Consider the following 18,659-nt stretch of genomic DNA (forward strand, 5'->3'; position numbering starts at 1 on the left):
CCGCCATGAGCGTTACATGGAGAGCGGCTCTCGCTACATACTCCACCTCAGCCGTTCCGGAGTGCAGTTGCCCGGGGACGGTGAGCGATCTCGATCCGAGTGTGTCACCCCCACCGCGAGGACAGCCGCCATGATCCATTCATCTCCACTCCAGCGTACGGCCTTTCCTGCATGCCAAACGGGGGTGGCTGACGCGGCCGGCGATCGGTTGGTCTCGTGGGTGTTCCCGGCTGAACGGGAGCGAGCCGGACAGGTTCGACGCCTGGTCAGCGCGCACTTGAAGTACTGGAAGCAGCACCGAGTTGAGGGTGACGTCGTACTCGCAACGGAAGAGGCGTTCACCAACGCTGTACTGCACGGCAGTCAGAGCAGGGCCGAAACGGTGAAGGTCGAGCTGGAGCGTTCCGAGGGGCACTTGCGAGTCGCAGTAAGTGACGGATCTCCGACTTGGCCTGTACCCAGAGTCGATGAGGATCCACTCGCAGAGGGCGGACGAGGTCTCGCAATCATCACTGCGCTGAGCGATGGCTGGGGCGTCGTACCGGCAGACGAAGGCACCGGCAAGACCTTCTGGTTCTCCCTAAAGGCCGCCTCCACGCTTCCGTAGCCGACCACGGCTCGGTGAAGCACAGACCTCTGGGTTGCCCGATCACGGCAGCTTTCGATCCAAAGGCAGAAGGAACCCGTATGCAGGACACCGTGGGGCTGATCTCGCGCCCTGCCCCTGCCCCTCGCACAGCGATTGGGGGTCGCAGTTGAGCGCCGCATTGCAGAACTATCGCGGTCTCCAGGTCCCGTACGTCACGCCGTGGACGGCCGAAAAGCCGTTCATCTCCCCCCTCGTGCTTCAGCGAGGGCCTCGCGGCCCACGGATCGGCTACAGAGACGAGAGCCCAGCGGTCGACAGGCATGAAGGCGTCCTGTACGTCCGCCAGCCGATCGCCCCAGGGCTCGGGCGGCCTGACTTCCCGAACATGCACTCGCGGCGCCAGCGCAGGGCCATGATCCACATGCTGTGCCAGGTCCGCGGCGGCAGTACGTTCGGCCGACCCGATGAGCGTCATCTCTTCCTAATGCGTGCCCCCGGCGGTCGGCCGATCGCCGAAGGCGAGAAGACCACCGTGGCACCGGTCTGTGTCCCGTGCGCCGTCGAGTCCGTCAGCGCCTGTCCGCACCTGCGCGGTTCTTACGCAGCAGCTCTGGTCGGCTACTACCCGTCTTGGGGCGTGGCTGGCGTGGTTTACGACCCGTCAACGCTCCAACCTCTTCCCAGCGAGACCGATGAGTCCCTCGATCTCGTTGCCCACGATGACCCACGGCTGCCATGGACGGTGGCCGCGCGCTACGTCATCAGCCTGCACGACGTCACCCCGGTCGATCTCGCCGACCTGGCCAGCCTTGAAACCGCCCCCACTGTTTGCGAGGGGTGGCGATGACTCAACGCCTCGGTGATCTCGATATCCGTAGGGCGGCTGCCTGTCTCCGCGTACCTGACCAGGCGGCGTCTCGCCGGCAGGAGACGCCAGCCGTGAGCTCTTCCACCCGCCTGCCCGGGACCTCCGGGCGCCTCTTCCCAGGAGTACGACCCGGTGGCCGGTCAGCAACTCGGAAACTTCCCACAGGCGTTCAGCCACATCGGCCTGGTGGACAGTGCCATCCTGCTGCACCAACCGGAGCGGGCGAAGGCTCCGGTGATGGCTGCATGAACCCCACCCTCGCCCAGTTGTTTCCCGCCGTCCACGGATCCACCCAGCCCGTGGAAGTAGAGGTAGGCGACGGCTTCGAGGCCGCCATTCTCCCGGCGGCCCAGGCCCTCCGGCTTGTCCAACTCCTTAACCGCTATAGGCCGCATCCGGTGGGCGCCGCAGTCGCCCAAAGCGGCGACTGGGTGCTGATCCTGCCCCCCGGTTCAGGGGGTGAGCTGAATTGGCCGCAACCGGTCCAGCACCTGGACAAGGGTGTCCTGCCCCTGCCACCGGTCTCGGCAGGCACCTACGAGCCTCTGCACTGGGCCCGGTTCGGCAACGAGCGCTTACGTGCCTTCACGGCGCCGTTGCTGCTGTACGGCGCGCTTCAGGTGCTCACGTCACCCGATGACGCGGAGCATCCCGCTCTTACTGCTTCCCCCCGCGGGCCCGTGCCTGCCGATTCCCGCCACCTCCGTGGGGCTTCGATCACTTCCTCGTCGCGTGATCGGGTTCCTTACCTCATAGACCGGCCGCCGGGGCGTGGTGAGCCTCCCCGGCCCGTGAGCCGCCCCGCGACGGTCGCGGCCCGGGGTGCACACCCCGGCGGCCTTCCTCTCCGCCCATCGACTCCCGTTTCGTTCGAGGACGCTTCATGATCGAGCCCCTGGTGACCACAGCCACGCTGCTGGGCGGCGGATTCGCCGTTACGGCCGTGGGTCTTGTCCGTCAGACCCGCGCCAAGCGGGCCCTGGCCGCAAAGATTGGCCCGCTGGAGCGCGAACATTTCGCCGCTCGGCAGCTCACCGGCGCCCTGGACGCGGAGTCGAAGCACCTGGCGGAGACGCGCATGCCCGCGCTGGTCAACGCCGCAGCGCGAGGTCAACGCGGCGTCACGGTTCCTGGCCTCAGCGTGAGTCATCTAGCCGGCACGCCCATCGACGGCTACCACCAGGCCGTACTGGGCCTGTGCGACAAAGCCATCTCGATCACCCGCGACCAGATCGCACTCGCGGCCCGCTCCTCGGTTCGGGACATCATCGACGAAGCGCAGACCTACCTGGTTCGCTGCCAGATGAAGGCCATCGAGGAGATGGAGAGGTACCCCGAGGGCACGGCCTACCACCAGAGCCTGATGGACCTCGACCACCTGGTCACCCGGGCCCTGCACACGCTCCAGCGCACGCGCATCCTCACCGGCTCGTGGCCTGGGCTGCAGCGCGCCGACTGCACCTTCCGCGAGATCGTCGAGTCCGCCCGGGGGCGCATCGACGCCCTCCTTCGCGTGAACTACACGTACGAGCCCGGCACCGGGGAAGTGTGGGTGGAAGGTCGCGTCGTCGAGCCGGTCACCGTCGCCCTCACCGAGTTGCTGTCCAACGCGACCGCGTACTCCGACGGCAAGGTCTCCGTGGAAGTGCAGCAGATCCAGACCGGATACTGCATCGTCGTCGACGACGCGGGCCTGAACATGAACGTCTACCAGCGCCAGGAAGCAGCCCAGCTGCTGTCACAGCGCACAGTTCTGGACGTCACCTCCCTGCCGGACACCCAGCACCTCGGCTTTCCCGTCATCGGACGCCTCGCCAACGAGTACGGCTTCAACGCCGACGTCAGCAGCACATCCCCCTTCGGCGGCGTACGTGCCGTCCTTCGCATCCCCCGAGACCTCCTCGGCCATGGCCCAACGGACGAAGAGCGCGAAGCCGAACGCCAGGCCGCAGCAGCCTCAGCCGTCAGCCATCCGCCGATACCTGAGCAGCAGCCGGCTGGCGACTTCGGCCAGCCGCCAGACACCTCCGACAGCCCGGTTCTGCCGCAGCGGCGCCGTCGCTCACCCAGGCACGCCCCCAGCACACGCACGAGCGAACCTGCGCCGCAGGAAGACCCCGACGCCTTCTCGCAGGGCTTCGCCAATCTGACGGCGACCATCCGCGAAGGCGAGAACGATCAAATCCAAGGAGAACAGTCCCGTGACTGAGCAGCAGCCCACTGCCGACACCGTCAACATGACCTGGGTCCTCAACCGCCTCAAGGAGGAGCGGGGCGTGCTGCACGCCATTCTCCTCAGCTCCGATGGCCTAGTTCTTGCGGCATCGGACGGACTGGACAACGACGTGGCCGAACGCACCGCGGCCAACTCGTCGGGGGCGTTCTCCATCGGCCGCAGCATCAGCGAGTTCGCCGAGACTGAGGGGGCAACCCCTCGCAAGATCATCATCGACCTCCCCGACAGTTGCATCCTCGTTTTCGGGGCCGGGCACCGCACCGCCGTGGCCGTATCCGTCGCCGCAGAGATGACCAGCAAGGAAGCAGTCGTCGCCTCCGCAGCAACGATCAAGGCCATCAACGGTCTGCGGCCGTCGCTGTCCGCCCGGGAGCGGACCGCGTATGGAACATCGTGACGTCCCGAGGCCGGCGGCGGGCCGGGATGGTGCGGCCCTACACCCCGACCGGAGGGCAGGCTACCCCCAGCCGTCGCACCCTGGACCTGGCCACGCTCCTGATCGCCGACCGGGACAAGCCGCTGCAGGGGCTCAGCGCCCACGCCCACCGGGTGATGCAGCACTGCCTGCCCGGTGCGCTGTCGCTCGCCGAAGTAAGCGCTGATCTGCAACTGCCGGGCGCCGTGACGAAGGTGGTGGTCGCCTCTCTCGTTGACAGCGGCCACCTCATAAGCCGCTCTCCTGTGCCCGCCGCTCAGCAGCACGACAAACGGCTGCTGGAGAGGATCTTGGATGGACTCCACAAGCTTTAAAGGCCGCTACCTCGCACCCGGTGTCCAGACCTCGGTGAAGGTCATCACGCTCGGCCCGTTCGGCATCGGCAAGACCACGTTCGTCGGCGCCGTATCCGAGATCAAACCGGCGTCCACCGAGGAGCGCATGACGCATGCCGGCGAAGTCGTCGACGACCTGCGCGACCTCAAGGACAAGGACACCACGACGGTCGCGTTGGACTTCGGCCGCATCACCTTGACCGAGGACATCGTGCTCTACCTGTTCGGTGCACCGGGACAACCCCGGTTCGCGGGCATGATCGAGGACCTGATGGAAGGCGCCCTCGGCGGCGTGGTCCTGGTCGACACCGCGCGCGTCACGGACTCCTGGGACGCCATGGAGCGTATGGAGGAAGCGGGCCTCCCCTACGTTATCGCGGTCAACCGCTTCGCCACGTCCCCGCACTACAGCGAGGCAGACCTGCGCAAAGCGCTGGACCTGCACCCATCGACTCCCCTCGTCACGTGCGACGTGCGTCAACGGGAATCAGCGAAGGCTCCCCTCATCGCGCTCGTTTCCCACCTTCTGTCCCAAGCCAGCCTGGAGCACGCCTCGTGACCACACCGCCTCCGCTGTCCGCACACGGTTGCCCCGTGCTCCATGGTGGCGCCTTCGCCGCCCAACCCCACGCGGTCTACGACCAGCTGCGCACCCAGGGACCGGCTGGCTGGGCGGAGATTGCCCCCAACGTGCACGCCCTCGTCGTCACTCAGCACCGCGCCGCCGTGACCCTCCTCAACGACACGGCTACCTACTCCAAGGACTCGCGGCTCTGGCAGGACCTGGCCAACGGCTACGTGCCCGAGAACAGCCCGGTGCTGGGCCTGATGGCGTTCCGGAACTCAGTGCTCTACACCGACGACCAGGCCCACGCCCGTCTCCGCTGGGCGATGGACGACTGCATCGCCCGCATCAGTCCACACCAACTACGCGACATCACCCAGCGCAGTGCCTTGACCCTCATAGCCCGCGTGATGGCCCAAGGCCGCGCCGACCTGATGACCGACTTCGCCGACACCCTGCCGCTGCTCGTCTTTGCAGAACTACTCGGCTGCCCAACCGAGATGTCCGCCCGGATGGTGCGCGCCTGCCAAGACCTCATCAGCGCCGGACCCGCAGCGGCCCAAGGCGCGATCGACTTTGCGATGCTCCTGCACGAGCTCATCCAGCTCCGCCATCAGCAGCCCGGCGAGGACCTCACCTCCTGGATGATCACCCATCCCGCCGGCTTGACGGACGACGAGTCCCTCAACCAGCTGTACTGCGCCGTCGGCGCCGGAGTCATCCCCGTTGCAGCATGGATGGCCTGGGCCCTGCACCTGCTCCTCCGCGACGACGCCTACGCCGGGAACCTCGCCGCGGGGACTCTCACCGTGCGCCGCGCCCTGGAGAAGGCGCTGTGGCAACGCTCCCCGATGGCGAACTTCTCCGTGCACTACGCCCGCTATGACACCCAGCTCTACGGAGTGCAGATGCCGGCAGGCGTGCCCGTCCTCATCTCTCACGCCGCTGTGAACACCGACCCCGCGCTGCCGTCCGATCTGGGGTTCGACAACCGCAGCCATCTCGCCTGGTCGACCGGGCCCCACCGCTGTCCCGCGATCACGCAGGCCACCACGATCGCGCAGACCGGCATCGAGACCGTGCTCGATCAGCTGTGGGACATGGAACTAGCGGTGCCGGACGAGGAGATCCTCCTGCGCCACGGCCCTTTCCACCAGTGCCCCCAGGCGATGCCCGTGACGTTCCGTCCCAAGTCCGCAGCGCGTATCCCCGCCGCTGCCGAACTCACCGGAGGTACCGCGTGACCAGCACCCCTGCCCAGGCCGTGATGCTCGACAGCAGCGGCGGCCAACGCCTGTACGAGCAGGTCGACGAACTCCGCGCTGCCGGGCCCGCCGTCAAAGTGAACATGCCCGAGAACGTCATCGCCTGGTCGGTCACCCGCGGTGACGTCGCCAGGCGGCTCCTTACCCACCCCCACGTTTCCAAGGACGCCCGAAAGTCCTGGCCTGCGTACAAGCCCGGCGCCATACCGTGGCTGTACTCGTGGGTCGACGTGATCAGCATGTTCACCTCCGACGGAGACGACCACAAGCGGCTGAAGCAGCTGGTCGGCAGGGCATTCACTCCGCGCCGGATCGAAGCGATGCGACCCGTCATCCAGGCCATCGTCACCGACCTGCTGGACAGCCTGGCCGGCCGAGACGGTACAGAACGCGTGGACCTGCGCGCCGAGTTCGCATACCGGGTGCCCACCCAGCTGATCTGTGACCTGTTCGGCGTCCCGGCCGACCAGCGGCCCGAGATGCTCCGCGTCATCGACGCCGTACTCACCACCGACGTCACGGCGGAACAGTCCGAGGCCATAAGCCGCGACCTGTACGGCGCGATGCAGACGCTCATCGAAGGAAAGCGCCGGACGCCGGACGAAGACATGACCAGCCTGCTGCTGGCCGCTCACGAAGAGGACGGTGATCGGCTCAGCGAGAAGGAGCTGGTCTCGACGCTGATCCTGATGATTGGGGCTGGCAGCGAGACCGCCGTCGCCCTCATCGGAGCCGCCGTGCGCGAACTCCTCACCCATCCCAACCAGCTCGCCGCGGTGCTCGCCGCCCCGGCCCGCTGGAGCGACGTGATCGAGGAGGCGCTGCGACTCCACCCGCCGATCATGCACATGCCGCTGCGGTACGCCACTAAGGACATCGACCTCGGGGAGGGCGTCACCATCCGGGCTGGCGAAACCATCCTCATCGGCTTCGGCGCCCACGGCCGCGACCCGGGCATCCACAACGACCCGGGCGACTTCGACATCGACCGCGCCGACAAGCAGCACCTCGCCTTCGGCCACGGCATGCACCACTGCCTCGGCGCGCCGCTGGCCAGGCTCGAAGCCGAGATTGCTCTGCCCGCCCTGTTCGAGCGCTTCCCCCGGCTCGCTCTCCTCGGCGCCGCCGGAGACCTGGAGCCGCAGCGCTCCTTCATCGGCACCGATGTCACCGCACTGCCCGTCACACTGGGCCCCGCCGCGTAGCCCTGAGCGAGAGCAACACGGATTCCACTGGTGGAACACCCCATGCCGACGTTCCACCGGTGGAACCACCGCCCCACCCAAGACAGTCGCAGCCGCTTCACCCCTCTTCTCAGAACCCAGATTCCGATGCCCATAGGCCTCGAATCGCAACTGCACCTGAAGGATCGCCCGCTCGGCGCGCCGACCGGTTGCCCCGCGGCCCCCGGCGTCGCCCGGGTCATCGCTGCCGGACGACTTCACCACGGACGTCATCGACCGGAAGGACCGACCTGTGTCGACCCTGACACCTCCGCGTATCTGCGGTGCGCGAATCCCCCTTGCCAAGGACCTCATGGTCCACGCCTACGCCGAAGGCCGTGGTGTCGGGGGGATGGTCCGCAGCTCCCTGCTGTGCGAAATCGCCGAGCATGACGGTGACCGGCACTGGGGCATCGCGCGGGAGCTCGCGGAGCCGCACGGCGGAACTGTGTGGGCGACCTGGCTGGACGGGGAAACACCGCGATGTATCACCCGCGAGGACTGCCCGCAGGCCGCAGCGGGCCCCGAGAACGCGTGCGCCCTGTTCGTCGGCCACCCCGGCGTCTGTTCGCACCTCCTCGACCAGGCTCTGCGGGAGGATCCCAGCCGGGTCGAGTGCATCGACGCCGCCCTGGCGATCCTGGCCACGTTCGACCGGCACGATGCACACACCGTCCAGACGGCCGCCCACGACGCGGTGTTGTTGGCGTGGGACGAGCTGCGAGCCCGCCGTCTGTGGGCGTCCATGCCGGACTGCGACCAGGCCGCCGTCCACTGGCTGGTGAGCCGCACGGGCTTGGTACGGGCACGGGATCCGCATGCCATAGCGGAGTTCGCGCGGCAAGCCGCCGAGGTGACGGTCCTGTGGCAGCCGTCGGCCACCGGGTGCCTCCCCCTCGGGGAGAGCGCGACGTCTCAGCTGAAGATCCTGGAAGGCCTCACACCTGAGTGGCAGGCCGTGGTGCTGGGCAGTCAACGCCCACCGAAGAGTTGGTCATCGCATGCTTGCACCCCTCGAACGCCGCTGGCCGAGGCATTGGAGGACACCTGCCAGCAGGTTGCCGCCGGCCAGGCCCCACCACCCGCTGCGGACAGCTGGGCGGCGGCCTGGGACCACAAGGAGGACCGAGTGCGGGGGGCTCGCGTCGCCCACCGGCTTGAGCAGTTGCCGCACGGATGGCGGGTGGACGTGATGCGCCGCATCGGCTCCGGCACCGAGGCGTTGGCCGCCGTGTCCGACGCTATGACGGCGATCAACATCCTCCGGGGGTTCGGTCTCCGTCTCGCTTGGAACAGCGGTCATCAGCCCCGCAGCCTACCCAGCTCTATGTGACCCGTCTGCGGCTCATCGACGGAGCCACGTGACTGCATGCGCGGCAGCCTCACGCACTTCGCAAGCGCCCCGGCTACTGGCCTTCCACTGCTACGTGCTCTCGCTCTATCGATCTTGAGGAAGTCATGTCCTTATCCCCGCCCTTCGTATCCTCTGGCGCTCGCCAGTTCCCGGATCCCATCCGGCCGCACGCGTCCTGGGGCCCGGCACGCGCGTACGCAGTGGTGGTCGCACTGTTTGCTCTGGCGGGCGGCCCGCACCTGGCCGGTGCGGCGGTCTCCGTCGTACAACTCTCCGGGCGCGATCTGCCGGTAGAGGCCACGCGGATCGAGGAAGTAGGCCGACTGGTCGGTCTCGCGGGGGCCGCGGCCTGGCTGCTGGGACTGATCCTCTTCCAGCCCCGCCGGGAGGGCGGCGGGCAGCGGTGGCGACAGGTGACGGTCCTCGTCGGGGCTCTCACCGTGATCGTGGCAGACGAACACGGCGAGTTCTCCCCGGACGGTTCCTCCACGCAGATTGCCGGTCACCTCACCGAACTGGTGATCTGGGTCTGGCTATGCGTGCAGGTGACAGGCCGCTATGGGGTCACTCTCCAACTGCTGGACAGGGACCGCCCAGTGCGGCTGTTCCGCAAGCGGACCACGGCCGAGCGCGCGCGGAACGCGCAGGGAGAGCTGGTCTTCTTCGCCCACGCTGCAGCGATATGCGCGGCTGTCTTCCTCATGGGGGTCCTGGCGCAGCTGCCCGGCCCGGCACTCGAAGGCGATCAGGCAACCGCGGCAGGGGTGTCCAGCCTCGGCCCTCATCTGGTCCATGCGGTGTGGTCCGTGACCGTGGAGGAAGTGCTGGCAACTGCCGTGGTCGTGGCGGTACTGACCGCCGCGCGCCGACCTCTGTGGGAGACGCTGGCCGTCGCGGCCCTGATGCGGGCTCTCCCGCACGGCTACCTGGGGCTGTGGCCCGCGCTCGCGCTCGTGCCACTCGGTGTCACGGCCGGCTTTCTGTATCACCGCTACGGCCGAGTGATCCCGCTCGTCCTCGCCCACGCCACCTACAACGTCGTCAACATCCTGTTCGGCATGCCGCATCTCCTCGTGGTCAGCGGACTCATGCTCGCGGGAGCCGTCTGGGCCTGGACGGAGGTCCGCCAGGCGCCATCCGACGTCATTTCGCTCGGGAAGCCGAGCGGATGACACGTCTGACGGCCCCGAGGGAACTCAGCAAGCGCCCGGAACTCACACGCCGTACAGCGTCGGCACTCCGCAATCTCAGCGCCTGGGTCATCCGGCCCGTTCCCACAGTTGACCCGCGCCAAGAGTTTCTCCGCCAGCCAGCAAGGAGCGGTCCGTGGTCCTGACCTCCACGCCCGTTCGGCCATGGGCCGATGCAACCGCCATGTCCGCACGGCATCCCGCCGTACTGCCCTCGGCATGGGAAGTGCCCGTATATGCAGGGGAGGAACCAGGGCATAAGGATTACAACGCGCTGGGCAAGGCCTGGTGCAGCACGGCTACCAGCCGCGTAGGCACCGGCCGGGGCTTCGCCGTCGTGCTCACTACACAGCAGTACGGCGCTGCTGCTCTGAGCCACCTCGACCGATCCGGCGCCCAGCGGGGAGCCGTCTGGGCTTCGGACAGAGTCTGGCACTTCGTGGTTCGGCCGGATGCCGTCAGTCTCCGGTGGCCGGCTTGTGCCACATTCGTCAGCGGGCCGCCTGTGGACGTGCCGCCCCGCCACGCCCGCGATACGGCTGTCGGTTTGCGGTGGATCGCCCAAGAGCCCACCGGGCAGCTCTTTACCCCAGCCCGGAGCCTGTGCGGCGCGCTCTCCGACCTCGATTCCGGTGGGCTACGCCGAAGGCTCCGAGCGGCACTCGGACTTCGGAGGTCCGCTCACCTTGGGGGCGGCGATGACGGCGAATGAGATCGGCGGCTCAGCCCACCTGAGCGGGGTGGCCGTGCAGGCCGGATCCGTTTCCGGCGGCATCCATCACTACGCCTCGGTCTCGGCGAGCTCTGTCCCTGAGCCGCGTCAGCTTCCGCGGGTCCCGCGCCACTTCACCGGCCGTCAGGAGGAGGTCTGTGCTCTGGACGCTGCTCGCGAGGGCGGTGCCACCCTCGTCGTGCTCTCCGGGATCGCGGGGGTCGGCAAGAGCGCGCTTGCCACCCGATGGCTTCGCGACCACGGGTCCTACCGTGACGGGCAGTTGTACGCGGACTTGCGCAGTACGACAGAGCCGAGGCCGCCGGAGATGGTTCTCCAGCAGTGGCTCCACGCTTTCGGTCTGGACAAGCCCCCGGCAGATCTGATGGAGCTGACCACACTGTGGCGGTCGGTTTCCGCTCGCCGGAACGTCGCGGTCCTCCTCGACAACGCCGTCGCGCCTGAACAGGTCAGGCCTCTGCTGCCCGCTGGCGATTCCAGCATGACCGTCGTGACGAGCCGCTGCCTTCTGTGGGAGCTCGGCGTCGACGGCGCCGAACTCCACCCACTCGGCCCGTTCACTCCCAGCGCGGCTCTCAAACTCCTGGCCAAGTTCGCTGGCGAGGCCCGAGTGGCGGCGGATCCCGAGGCCGCGTCCCGCCTGACGCGAGCCTGTGCCTATCTGGCGCTCCCGCTCGTCCTGACCGGCGCCCGCCTGGCCGCCCGCCCCCAGCACAGCCTTTCGGTAGCCGCCGACGCCCTCACCCGCCGTACGTCCGAGACCTCACACCATAAGGACCACGCCCATATGGTCATGCATGCCGCACTGGACGAGAGCTACGCGAACCTGGATGCAACCGCGCAACAGGTCTACCGATTTCTCAGCCTGCTGCCCGTCGACGACCTCGACCCCGACATGGTGGCCGCCGCCTGCCGCCTTGAATGGGGCGACGCGGATTGGCTGCTTGAGGTCCTGGCCGACGAGCACCTGCTGGCGGCGATCGAACCCCACGAGATCCGGCCGGTGCGCTACCGGATGGGCGAAGCCGTCGGCGAGCACGCTCGGCGCCTGGCCATGCAACACGACGACAAGCCGACCCGCGATGGCGTACTCCGGCGGCTGAGCAAATGGGTGCTGGAGGTAGCCGCGCATGCACAGATCCGGCTCACGCCCGCTCAGGCCACTCTTCGCAAAGCGGAGGGGCTGCCCTCGTTGACCGTGCGTCTCCCCTTCGAGGACGAAGCAGGGGCGATTGCGTGGCTCGCGTCCCAACAGGGGAATCTCCTCGGCGTCCTGCGGGCCGCTGAGGAGATGGAATGGGACGAGCTCGTCTGGCAGCTCGTCGATGCGTTTTGGCCCCTGTTCTTACGCCAGCACCCGTACGAGCTGTGGGTCGCGGCGCACGAGATGGGTCTCGCCGCCGCGCGGCGTGCAGGCCATGGGCCTGCCATCCGGCAGATGCTGAACTCCGGTGCCATCGGGTTGAGTTCGGCCGGTCGTCTGGACGAGGCCATCGGCTGGTATGCCGAGGCGGTGGAGGCCGCGCAGGCTGCGGGTGACGTGCGCGATGAGGGCCAGGCGCTGCTCGGACTGGGCGCGTGTCATTTCGAGAGCGGACATGCGAAGTTTGCCCGGCCGCACCTCACGCTGGCAGCAGAGCGGTGGTTGTCGTGCGACTACCAGCGAGGCGTCGCCCTGGTCTCGGTCCTCCTTGGTGAGATCGACCTGGCTGAAGGACACACGCAGCGCGCACTTGAGCAGTTCGCCGGTGCCCACGAGCTCCTTGTGGACGTGGAGGACCCCTACGACGCGGCCCGCGCGCTCGCCCTGCACGGACACGCCCTCGTCGTGCTCGGCGACCTGGAGGCCGGTGTCGCCGAGTTGGAGAAGGCGCTGCGGACGTTTGTCGAGGCGGGCAGCACCCGATGGCGGGCCCGCACGCTGGAGATGCTCGGCGGCGCACACCGAGTTCGCGGGGACGCCACGCTCGCCGGGAACTGCTACCGGCAGGCCGCAGACCTGTACTTCCCGATTCGCCCGGCGGACGCTGAACGGGTCCGAGCTCTGGCAGGTGCGCTGTGACCCCTGTCAGCCCGGCAGCCGGTGATGGGCCTGTGACCGCGACGAGGCTTTCACCGACGCTCGGGGCAACCACCGATAACACGATCTCGGACGGCACCTTCTACGGGCCAGCCGTTCAGGCCGGGGCCATCCACGGCGGCGTCCACGTCCACGAGGCGACCGTCACGCCGCCGATCCCCCGCCAGCTGCAGCACGGCTCAGCCGTACTTCCACTGCGTACCGGTCCCTCGGTACTCCTCGACCGGGATCGGAAGGACACCTTGGCGCATGCGTTCGCGGTAGAGAACACCGTCCAGATGGTCGATCTCATGTCCGACGAGGCGGGCCATCCCCTGGGTGAAGCGCGACAACCTCGTGCTGCCGTCGAGTCCACGGTGGGCGACGACGATGCTGAGGGGGCGAGGAACGCGGCCACGAACGTCGAAGAAGCTGAGGCAGCCCTCGAACTGCTCATCCTGGTCAGCAGATGCTTCCTCGACGGTGGCGTTCAGCAGCACCACCGGCTCGGCGTCGGGCTCCAGCGGGATGACAACGGCGGCGGAGCGGTCGATGCCGAGCTGGGGGGCGGCGATGCCCATGCCCTTGCCGAACGTGTGCAACTCCCGTACGCGGTCAACGGCTTCGAGGAGTTCACGGATCACGCGCTCAGCTTCGTCGGCTTCAGCGGGAAGGTCGAACGGGCGGACGCGGCGGGCGAGTACGGGGGCGCCTTCCTGGACGATGCCTGCGTTCGCCATGGCCTGGCTCGCGGAGGGGGTGTTCACTGGGGCGTTCTCTTTCGTGTCGGGGTCGGCCTTGAAGCGCCATTCGAGGCGAAATCGTGCGTGCAGGGGCGGGTCCATCGTGGCCCAGGTGAAGATCGTCTGGTCGCCCCTTCCAGTCCGCTGGGGCGGGGTACGCAGCGGCGCGAAGTCCGCACTCAAGGACGTCTCGGTGCCCCAGACTGTCGGCTCCAACTCCCGCGGGAACGCGAGCTCCACGGACAGGTGGCGGGTGGGGAGCCGAACGGCCCGCTGGAACCACGGACCCCACTTTTCAGCGCTGACGCTGTAGGAGTAGGTGATCTCCGCCTCTTGGCCCGGATAGAGGGGGAAGCGGCTGGTGGGGCTCTGGAACTGCAGCCAGAGTTCCTTGAACGCGTCGCGGTCGTGTTTGACGGTCCAGCCCATGGGCTCGTTGGCGCAGTAGGCCTCAAGGTTGAGTTCCTCCCAGGTGAGCGGGTTGCGCCTGTACAGCGCGTTGGAGCGCTCCGGTTCGGAGGGGTAGCGGTCCACGGCGATGCGTACCAGGTAGCGGGTGATGGGCTCGGTGCCGTCGTTGCGCAGCAATCGGCGCATTCGAAGGCGGTAATTGCCGTCGCCGAAGGTGAGTGCCGCCTCGTCCTCCAAGACCAGAAGCCCGCTGACGGAGGGGGCCTCTGCCGGCTCGGCCGTCGGGGACGACGTGTCGGTGCCCTGCCATGCCTTCCACAGGGCACCGCCCGCATCGAGCTGCGTGTCAGCCCGGCGGGCCAGGGTGGCGCTGCCGTGTTCGCGGCCGGCTTCGAGATGGCTGACGTACGAGGGGTCGATGGTGAGCCGTTCCGCAAGACCTCGCTTGGACAGACCACGGACGTTGCGCCAGTGCGTGAGTTCCGCCGCGAAGGTGCTGCGCTCCTCACCGTCCGCCTTCTCCAAGGTGCCCGTCCTTTCCGGGAGTTCGGCAAGATCGTGATCGTGAGTGAGTGCTCCTCACCGTCGCCTCATCCTGCCCGCCGGGAGCCCAATGGTGCTAGGCGGTGGCTGCGGTCGCGATCGGGTGCTCCGCGCCCGCCGCCCTCCACCTGTCGCTGCGGCGACCCTCGTCCGACTGCCGTCCCATCCACGTGGGCGGACTCACTCCACTGCTCCGGCGCCGAATGGCCCGGGGGACTTCGAAGGGTTCATGGGAGATGACTGGACATATACCGCGCCACGCGGTCGTGATCGCTTCCGGCGGGTTGGATAGCTCCGCCGTGGCGTACTTACTGGCGTCCCAAGGCGCCAGCGTGAGTTTGCTGTCCTTCGACTACGGACAGCGTCACCGCAAGGAGCTGAAGCATGCGGCCCTCATCGCCAAACAACTCGGGTCGTCACACGAGGTGGTCGACCTTAGGGGGCTGGGGCGCCTCCTGGGTGGTTCGGCGCTGACCGACACGACGGTGGCCGTCCCGGACGGGCACTACAGCGACGACAGCATGCGGATCACGGTGGTCCCCAACCGCAACGCCATCATGCTGTCGGTGGCGGCTGGAGTCGCGGTCGCGTCAAAGGCAGACACCGTCGCCTTCGGCGCTCATGCAGGGGACCACGCCATCTACCCTGACTGCCGGCCCGAGTTCTTGGAACAGCTCGCCCGCACGATCCGGGTGGGCAACGAGGGCTTCCTCGCGGAGGACTTCCAGCTCCTGGCGCCGTTCCTTAACGCCACGAAGGCGGACATCGTGACGGCCGCGGCGGAACTCGGCGTGCCATTCGAGCAGACATGGTCGTGCTACAAGGGCTGCGACCTGCACTGCGGCACCTGTGGGACCTGCTGGGAACGCAGGGAGGCGTTCCAGCTCGCCAGCGTTGAGGACCCCACCCGTTACGAGGCTGCAGCCACTGAGGAGCCCCGATGAGCGGCCTGTGGCGTATCGGGAAGAGGTTCCCCTTCGAAGCAACCCGCGAGGTAGGCGGGCGGTTCGACGGCCGTACCTTCACCGCGGAGGTCGTGTTGGCTTCCGAGACGTTGTCCAGTCCCGGTTTCGTCGTCGACTTCGGTGTGCTGTCGCCAGTGAAGAAGTACATCGGCGCCGTGCTTGACCACCAACTGCTCAACGAGGTCGTTCCTGACCCCAGCGACGATGGTCTCGCGCAGCATCTGACCACATGGGCCCGGAACCATCTGCCGCCCGAGGCTTGCTCGGTCCTCCAGCGTGTCCGCATCCACACGGGCCGGCCGGCGTCGCTCCCTGCGCGTACGGCGGTGGACTTCGACGCCTCCCACCGCCTCGACGGCCTGCCCCCAGACCATCAGTGCGCCCGGCTCCACGGGCACTCCTACCGGGTCATACTCCCGGCCGAGGAACCGGCGTGGCCCGCTCCGGCCAACATGCCGCCGTTCTTCGCGGACTACCTCGTCGGCGACGTCGACGGCCGCCTGCTCAATGACGTCTTCGCTTTCAACCCCACCTGCGAGCACCTGGCCGCCTACTTTGCGCGCTGGCTCCACGAGCGGGACGTCACCGGCCCCGACGGGTGCCCTGTCACGGTGCGGGTGTCCGAGACGGAGAGCACCTGGGGCGAGTATCAGGGGAGGCCGGAATGACAGCCGTACTGGTCGACGTGCCGCGCCAGCGCCGCACGTTGAGGATCGCGGAGACGTTCGCCGGTACCGTCCAAGGCGAAGGGATCAGCACCGGGGTTCCGGCGGCCTTCATCCGGTTCTCGCTCTGCAACCTCACCTGTCGCGGCTGCGACACCCCCTACACCTGGGACACCGCACGGTTCGACCTGCGCGCCGAGTCGATGTGGTGCGAGGTCGACGACCTCGTCGGCTGGGCCCTGGAACGTCCGGAGAAGCTGGTGGTCGTCAGCGGTGGCGAGCCGTTCCTTCAGCCAGGGCTGCTCCCGTTGGTCCAAGGCCTGCGTGCAGCCGGCCGGGACGTGGAGATCGAGACCAACGGGACCATCGCTCCGGTGCCTGAGCTGGTCTCGGCCGGGCCGTGGTTCAACGTCTCGCCCAAGCTGTCCGGTTTCGGCTGTGGCATACCGGAGAGCAAACGCCTCGTGCCCGGCGCGCTACGGGCCCTGGCTGCCAGTGGACAGGCGCGCTGGAAGTTCGTTGTCCAGGAGCTCGGGGAGTTGGATGAGATCGCCGAGCTTGAGTCGGCGTTCGGGCTCACCCCGATATGCGTCATGCCGGAGGGCAGGACCCCCGAGGCCGTCCTGAACGGGATGCAGACGTTGGTGAAGCCGGTCGTCGAGCGAGGCTGGCGCCTGGGGACCCGCCTGCACGTCCTTCTGTGGGGTGACGAGCGTGGCAGGTGAGCTTCCGATCCCGCGCCACCGTGGAGCGAACGGCGGTGAGCACAGCATGACCACCGACCTCGTACCCGAGGCCGTGCCTGGCCGACCCGTGATCGACCAGGAGCAAGTCGCCGATCTGTACCGGCAGTTGTTGTTCGCGCTCGGCGAGGATCCCGACCGGGATGGCCTGAAGGGCACCCCCGCGCGGGTGGCACGCTGGTGGTCGGAGTTCCTTGAGTACGACCCGGGCCGCACGGACACGCTCTTCACCCACGAGCAGGCCGGCGCGGACGGCGAGGAGATCGTGATCGTCTCCGGCATCGTCGTGGCATCGCTCTGTGAGCACCATCTGCTGCCGATGACACTCGACGTCACTGCGGCCTACTGCCCAGCCGGACAGGTCCTGGGCCTGTCGAAAATCGCCAGGATCGCCGAGGCGCACGGCCACCGCCTGCAGCTCCAGGAGCGCATCGTGAACGGCGTCGCCGAGGATCTCGCCATGGCCACCGGCGCCCCGGACGTGGCGGTGGCGGCGACAGGCACGCATGCGTGCATGAGCATGCGCGGTGTCCGCGCGACCAGCGCGGTCACCACCTCCGTCACCACCCGCGGTCGCTTCACCTTCAGCGAGCCCATGGGGCAGCTGTTCCGCGGGGTCGCGCTGAAAGGAGTGTCCCGGTGACCGGCATCGAACGGGCCCCCGGCGCCGCAGCATGGGCGATGCCCCAGACCACCCCCGCCACCCCGATGCCAGCAGGACTGATGAGGGCTAGTGCTCCCGCTCGCAGGCAGGGCCTGGACGTCACGACGTCAGGAGGCCGAGCATGACTGCTGACATGACGACGCCTGGGTGGGGCCGTCTTTCCGACTCTCCAGGACCGCGTGTGTTGGGAAGCGGTCCGTTGAAGGAGGGCGGGATCGTTCCAGCCACCCAGGCTCCTGCCACTGTAGCGCCCAACTCGCCCTCTGTGGCGGCACATTCACTCATGCCGTATCTGATTCAGCCAATCCATCTCACCCGTGCGGCACGTCAGTGCATGAGGCGGGCCTCGTCTCCGGGCGCCGACGGGCTCAGCTGGGCGGGGTTCCGCTCCGGGCTGCGCGAGCGGCTAGAGGAGCTGGCCGAGCAGCTGCGCGACGGGACGTGGCAACCCGGCCCTCTGCGGGCATCGCACGTCGTCGCCTATACCGGCAAGCGCATCGACACGGTAATCCCCACGGTCCGCGACCGCGTGGTCCACCGAGCGATGCGCCGGGCCATCGAGCCCGTCCTGGACGCCAGTGCGCTGGCACCGTGGGTCTCCGGGTTCAGGAGAGGCCGTAACCGGCTCACCTCTGTACGGCAGGCCGCCGCACATCTGGACCAGGGCCGGACCTGGGTCGTCGACGTCGACGTTCAGCAGGCATCGGCCGGAGCCACCACGGACGAGGTCATCGACTGGCTGGCCGAGCACGTCTACGACGGCACGTTCCTGGCCCGGGTCCGCACCGCTCTCAACGTCCTACCCGACCCGATCGCGCCGGGGTGCGGGTTGAGCCCGCTGCTCATCAACCTGCGCCTGTCCCAGGTCGACGCCAAGGTGAACGGCTTCTCCGCAGTCCGCTTCGCGGACAACTACTGCCTGTTCACCTCCAGCCGCCACGAGGCCGACGCGGCCTACGACGCGCTGACAGAAGCCCTCGCCACTGTGGGACTGCATGCGCACCCGGACAAGAGCCGTATCCGCCCTTCGGCGCACGCCGAGGACCTGTTCCTGATCAGTGGGTGACCCTCA

17 protein-coding genes and 1 pseudogene are annotated in these 18,659 nt (G+C 68.1%); 17 read left to right on the top strand and 1 reads right to left on the bottom strand.

The genetic code is table 11. From position 1 onward, the window contains the following. The first annotated feature begins 130 nt into the window (after positions 1-130). The 12 genes and pseudogenes from AB0959_RS36005 (at position 131) to AB0959_RS36060 (ending at position 12,856) form a co-directional block, all read left to right on the top strand. Entirely contained in the window at positions 131-607 is a 477-nt protein-coding gene (locus tag AB0959_RS36005) for an ATP-binding protein (protein WP_366830948.1), read from the top strand. Positions 608-1,001: 394 nt separating this feature from the next. Next, a complete protein-coding gene (locus AB0959_RS36010) occupies positions 1,002-1,436 on the top strand; it encodes a hypothetical protein (RefSeq protein WP_366830949.1) in 435 nt (144 codons plus the stop codon). 135 nt (positions 1,437-1,571) lie between these two features. Further along, positions 1,572-1,706, top strand: a pseudogene (locus AB0959_RS36015) (glycoside hydrolase family 15 protein); the annotation flags it as partial. Positions 1,707-2,340: 634 nt separating this feature from the next. Then, positions 2,341-3,666, top strand: coding sequence for a histidine kinase (locus AB0959_RS36020; protein ID WP_366830950.1), 1,326 nt, complete (start codon positions 2,341-2,343; stop codon positions 3,664-3,666). Continuing rightward, the gene (locus AB0959_RS36025; RefSeq protein WP_366830951.1) at positions 3,659-4,090 is read left to right on the top strand and encodes a roadblock/LC7 domain-containing protein; all 432 of its coding nucleotides are present in this window, start codon (positions 3,659-3,661) and stop codon (positions 4,088-4,090) included. The genes AB0959_RS36020 and AB0959_RS36025 overlap by 8 nt, the downstream gene beginning before the upstream one ends. Positions 4,091-4,116: 26 nt before the next feature. After that, positions 4,117-4,443, top strand: coding sequence for a DUF742 domain-containing protein (locus AB0959_RS36030; protein ID WP_366830986.1), 327 nt, complete (start codon positions 4,117-4,119; stop codon positions 4,441-4,443). After that, positions 4,424-5,023 carry an ATP/GTP-binding protein gene (locus AB0959_RS36035; protein ID WP_366830952.1) on the top strand — a complete coding sequence of 200 codons (600 nt, stop codon included), beginning with the start codon at positions 4,424-4,426 and terminating at the stop codon, positions 5,021-5,023. The genes AB0959_RS36030 and AB0959_RS36035 overlap by 20 nt, the downstream gene beginning before the upstream one ends. Beyond that, positions 5,020-6,273, top strand: coding sequence for a cytochrome P450 (locus tag AB0959_RS36040; protein ID WP_366830953.1), 1,254 nt, complete (start codon positions 5,020-5,022; stop codon positions 6,271-6,273). Before AB0959_RS36035 ends, AB0959_RS36040 begins: the two co-directional genes overlap by 4 nt. Next, entirely contained in the window at positions 6,270-7,499 is a 1,230-nt protein-coding gene (locus AB0959_RS36045; RefSeq protein ID WP_366830954.1) for a cytochrome P450, read from the top strand. Before AB0959_RS36040 ends, AB0959_RS36045 begins: the two co-directional genes overlap by 4 nt. A 271-nt stretch (positions 7,500-7,770) precedes the next feature. Continuing rightward, on the top strand, positions 7,771-8,850 hold the full coding sequence (locus AB0959_RS36050; protein WP_366830955.1) for a hypothetical protein: 1,080 nt from the start codon (positions 7,771-7,773) through the stop codon (positions 8,848-8,850). A gap of 224 nt (positions 8,851-9,074) precedes the next feature. After that, positions 9,075-10,043: a CPBP family intramembrane glutamic endopeptidase gene (locus tag AB0959_RS36055; RefSeq protein WP_366830956.1), complete on the top strand. Its 969-nt coding sequence runs from the start codon at positions 9,075-9,077 to the stop codon at positions 10,041-10,043. A gap of 650 nt (positions 10,044-10,693) precedes the next feature. Next, positions 10,694-12,856: a hypothetical protein gene (locus AB0959_RS36060; protein ID WP_366830957.1), complete on the top strand. Its 2,163-nt coding sequence runs from the start codon at positions 10,694-10,696 to the stop codon at positions 12,854-12,856. A 197-nt stretch (positions 12,857-13,053) separates the two neighbouring features. On the opposite strand, the gene AB0959_RS36065 is transcribed toward AB0959_RS36060, so the two are convergent. Beyond that, positions 13,054-14,532: a peptide deformylase gene (locus AB0959_RS36065; protein ID WP_366830958.1), complete on the bottom strand. Its 1,479-nt coding sequence runs from the start codon at positions 14,530-14,532 to the stop codon at positions 13,054-13,056. Positions 14,533-14,786: 254 nt separating this feature from the next. On the opposite strand from AB0959_RS36065, the gene queC reads away from it, so the two are divergent. The 5 genes from queC to AB0959_RS36090 all read left to right on the top strand — a co-directional run bounded on the left by queC (position 14,787) and on the right by AB0959_RS36090 (position 18,653). Then, on the top strand, positions 14,787-15,494 hold the full coding sequence (gene queC / locus AB0959_RS36070) for a 7-cyano-7-deazaguanine synthase QueC (RefSeq protein WP_366830959.1): 708 nt from the start codon (positions 14,787-14,789) through the stop codon (positions 15,492-15,494). Further along, positions 15,491-16,183, top strand: coding sequence for a 6-carboxytetrahydropterin synthase (locus AB0959_RS36075; RefSeq protein WP_366830960.1), 693 nt, complete (start codon positions 15,491-15,493; stop codon positions 16,181-16,183). Before queC ends, AB0959_RS36075 begins: the two co-directional genes overlap by 4 nt. Beyond that, positions 16,180-16,905, top strand: a complete 726-nt coding sequence (locus AB0959_RS36080; RefSeq protein WP_366830961.1) for a 7-carboxy-7-deazaguanine synthase QueE — start codon at positions 16,180-16,182, stop codon at positions 16,903-16,905. Before AB0959_RS36075 ends, AB0959_RS36080 begins: the two co-directional genes overlap by 4 nt. A 46-nt stretch (positions 16,906-16,951) precedes the next feature. Beyond that, positions 16,952-17,566 carry a GTP cyclohydrolase I FolE gene (folE, locus tag AB0959_RS36085; RefSeq protein WP_366830962.1) on the top strand — a complete coding sequence of 205 codons (615 nt, stop codon included), beginning with the start codon at positions 16,952-16,954 and terminating at the stop codon, positions 17,564-17,566. A 355-nt stretch (positions 17,567-17,921) separates the two neighbouring features. Beyond that, positions 17,922-18,653 (top strand): reverse transcriptase domain-containing protein, encoded by a 732-nt coding sequence (locus AB0959_RS36090; protein ID WP_366830963.1) that lies wholly within the window; start codon positions 17,922-17,924, stop codon positions 18,651-18,653. The last annotated feature ends 6 nt before the right edge of the window (positions 18,654-18,659 follow it).

Origin of the sequence: Streptomyces sp. NPDC046862 (genome assembly GCF_040704615.1) — a bacterium.
GTDB lineage: Bacteria > Actinomycetota > Actinomycetes > Streptomycetales > Streptomycetaceae > Streptomyces.

What these genes read in the sequence shown, in the direction of transcription:
- AB0959_RS36005 (WP_366830948.1), top strand. Translation starts at nt 131, where the DNA reads ATGATCCATTCATCTCCACTCCAGCGTACGGCCTTTCCTGCATGCCAA.
- AB0959_RS36010 (WP_366830949.1), top strand. Translation starts at nt 1,002, where the DNA reads ATGATCCACATGCTGTGCCAGGTCCGCGGCGGCAGTACGTTCGGCCGA.
- AB0959_RS36020 (WP_366830950.1), top strand. Translation starts at nt 2,341, where the DNA reads ATGATCGAGCCCCTGGTGACCACAGCCACGCTGCTGGGCGGCGGATTC.
- AB0959_RS36030 (WP_366830986.1), top strand. Translation starts at nt 4,117, where the DNA reads ATGGTGCGGCCCTACACCCCGACCGGAGGGCAGGCTACCCCCAGCCGT.
- AB0959_RS36035 (WP_366830952.1), top strand. Translation starts at nt 4,424, where the DNA reads ATGGACTCCACAAGCTTTAAAGGCCGCTACCTCGCACCCGGTGTCCAG.
- queC (WP_366830959.1), top strand. Translation starts at nt 14,787, where the DNA reads ATGACTGGACATATACCGCGCCACGCGGTCGTGATCGCTTCCGGCGGG.
- AB0959_RS36075 (WP_366830960.1), top strand. Translation starts at nt 15,491, where the DNA reads ATGAGCGGCCTGTGGCGTATCGGGAAGAGGTTCCCCTTCGAAGCAACC.
- AB0959_RS36080 (WP_366830961.1), top strand. Translation starts at nt 16,180, where the DNA reads ATGACAGCCGTACTGGTCGACGTGCCGCGCCAGCGCCGCACGTTGAGG.
- folE (WP_366830962.1), top strand. Translation starts at nt 16,952, where the DNA reads ATGACCACCGACCTCGTACCCGAGGCCGTGCCTGGCCGACCCGTGATC.
- AB0959_RS36090 (WP_366830963.1), top strand. Translation starts at nt 17,922, where the DNA reads ATGAGGCGGGCCTCGTCTCCGGGCGCCGACGGGCTCAGCTGGGCGGGG.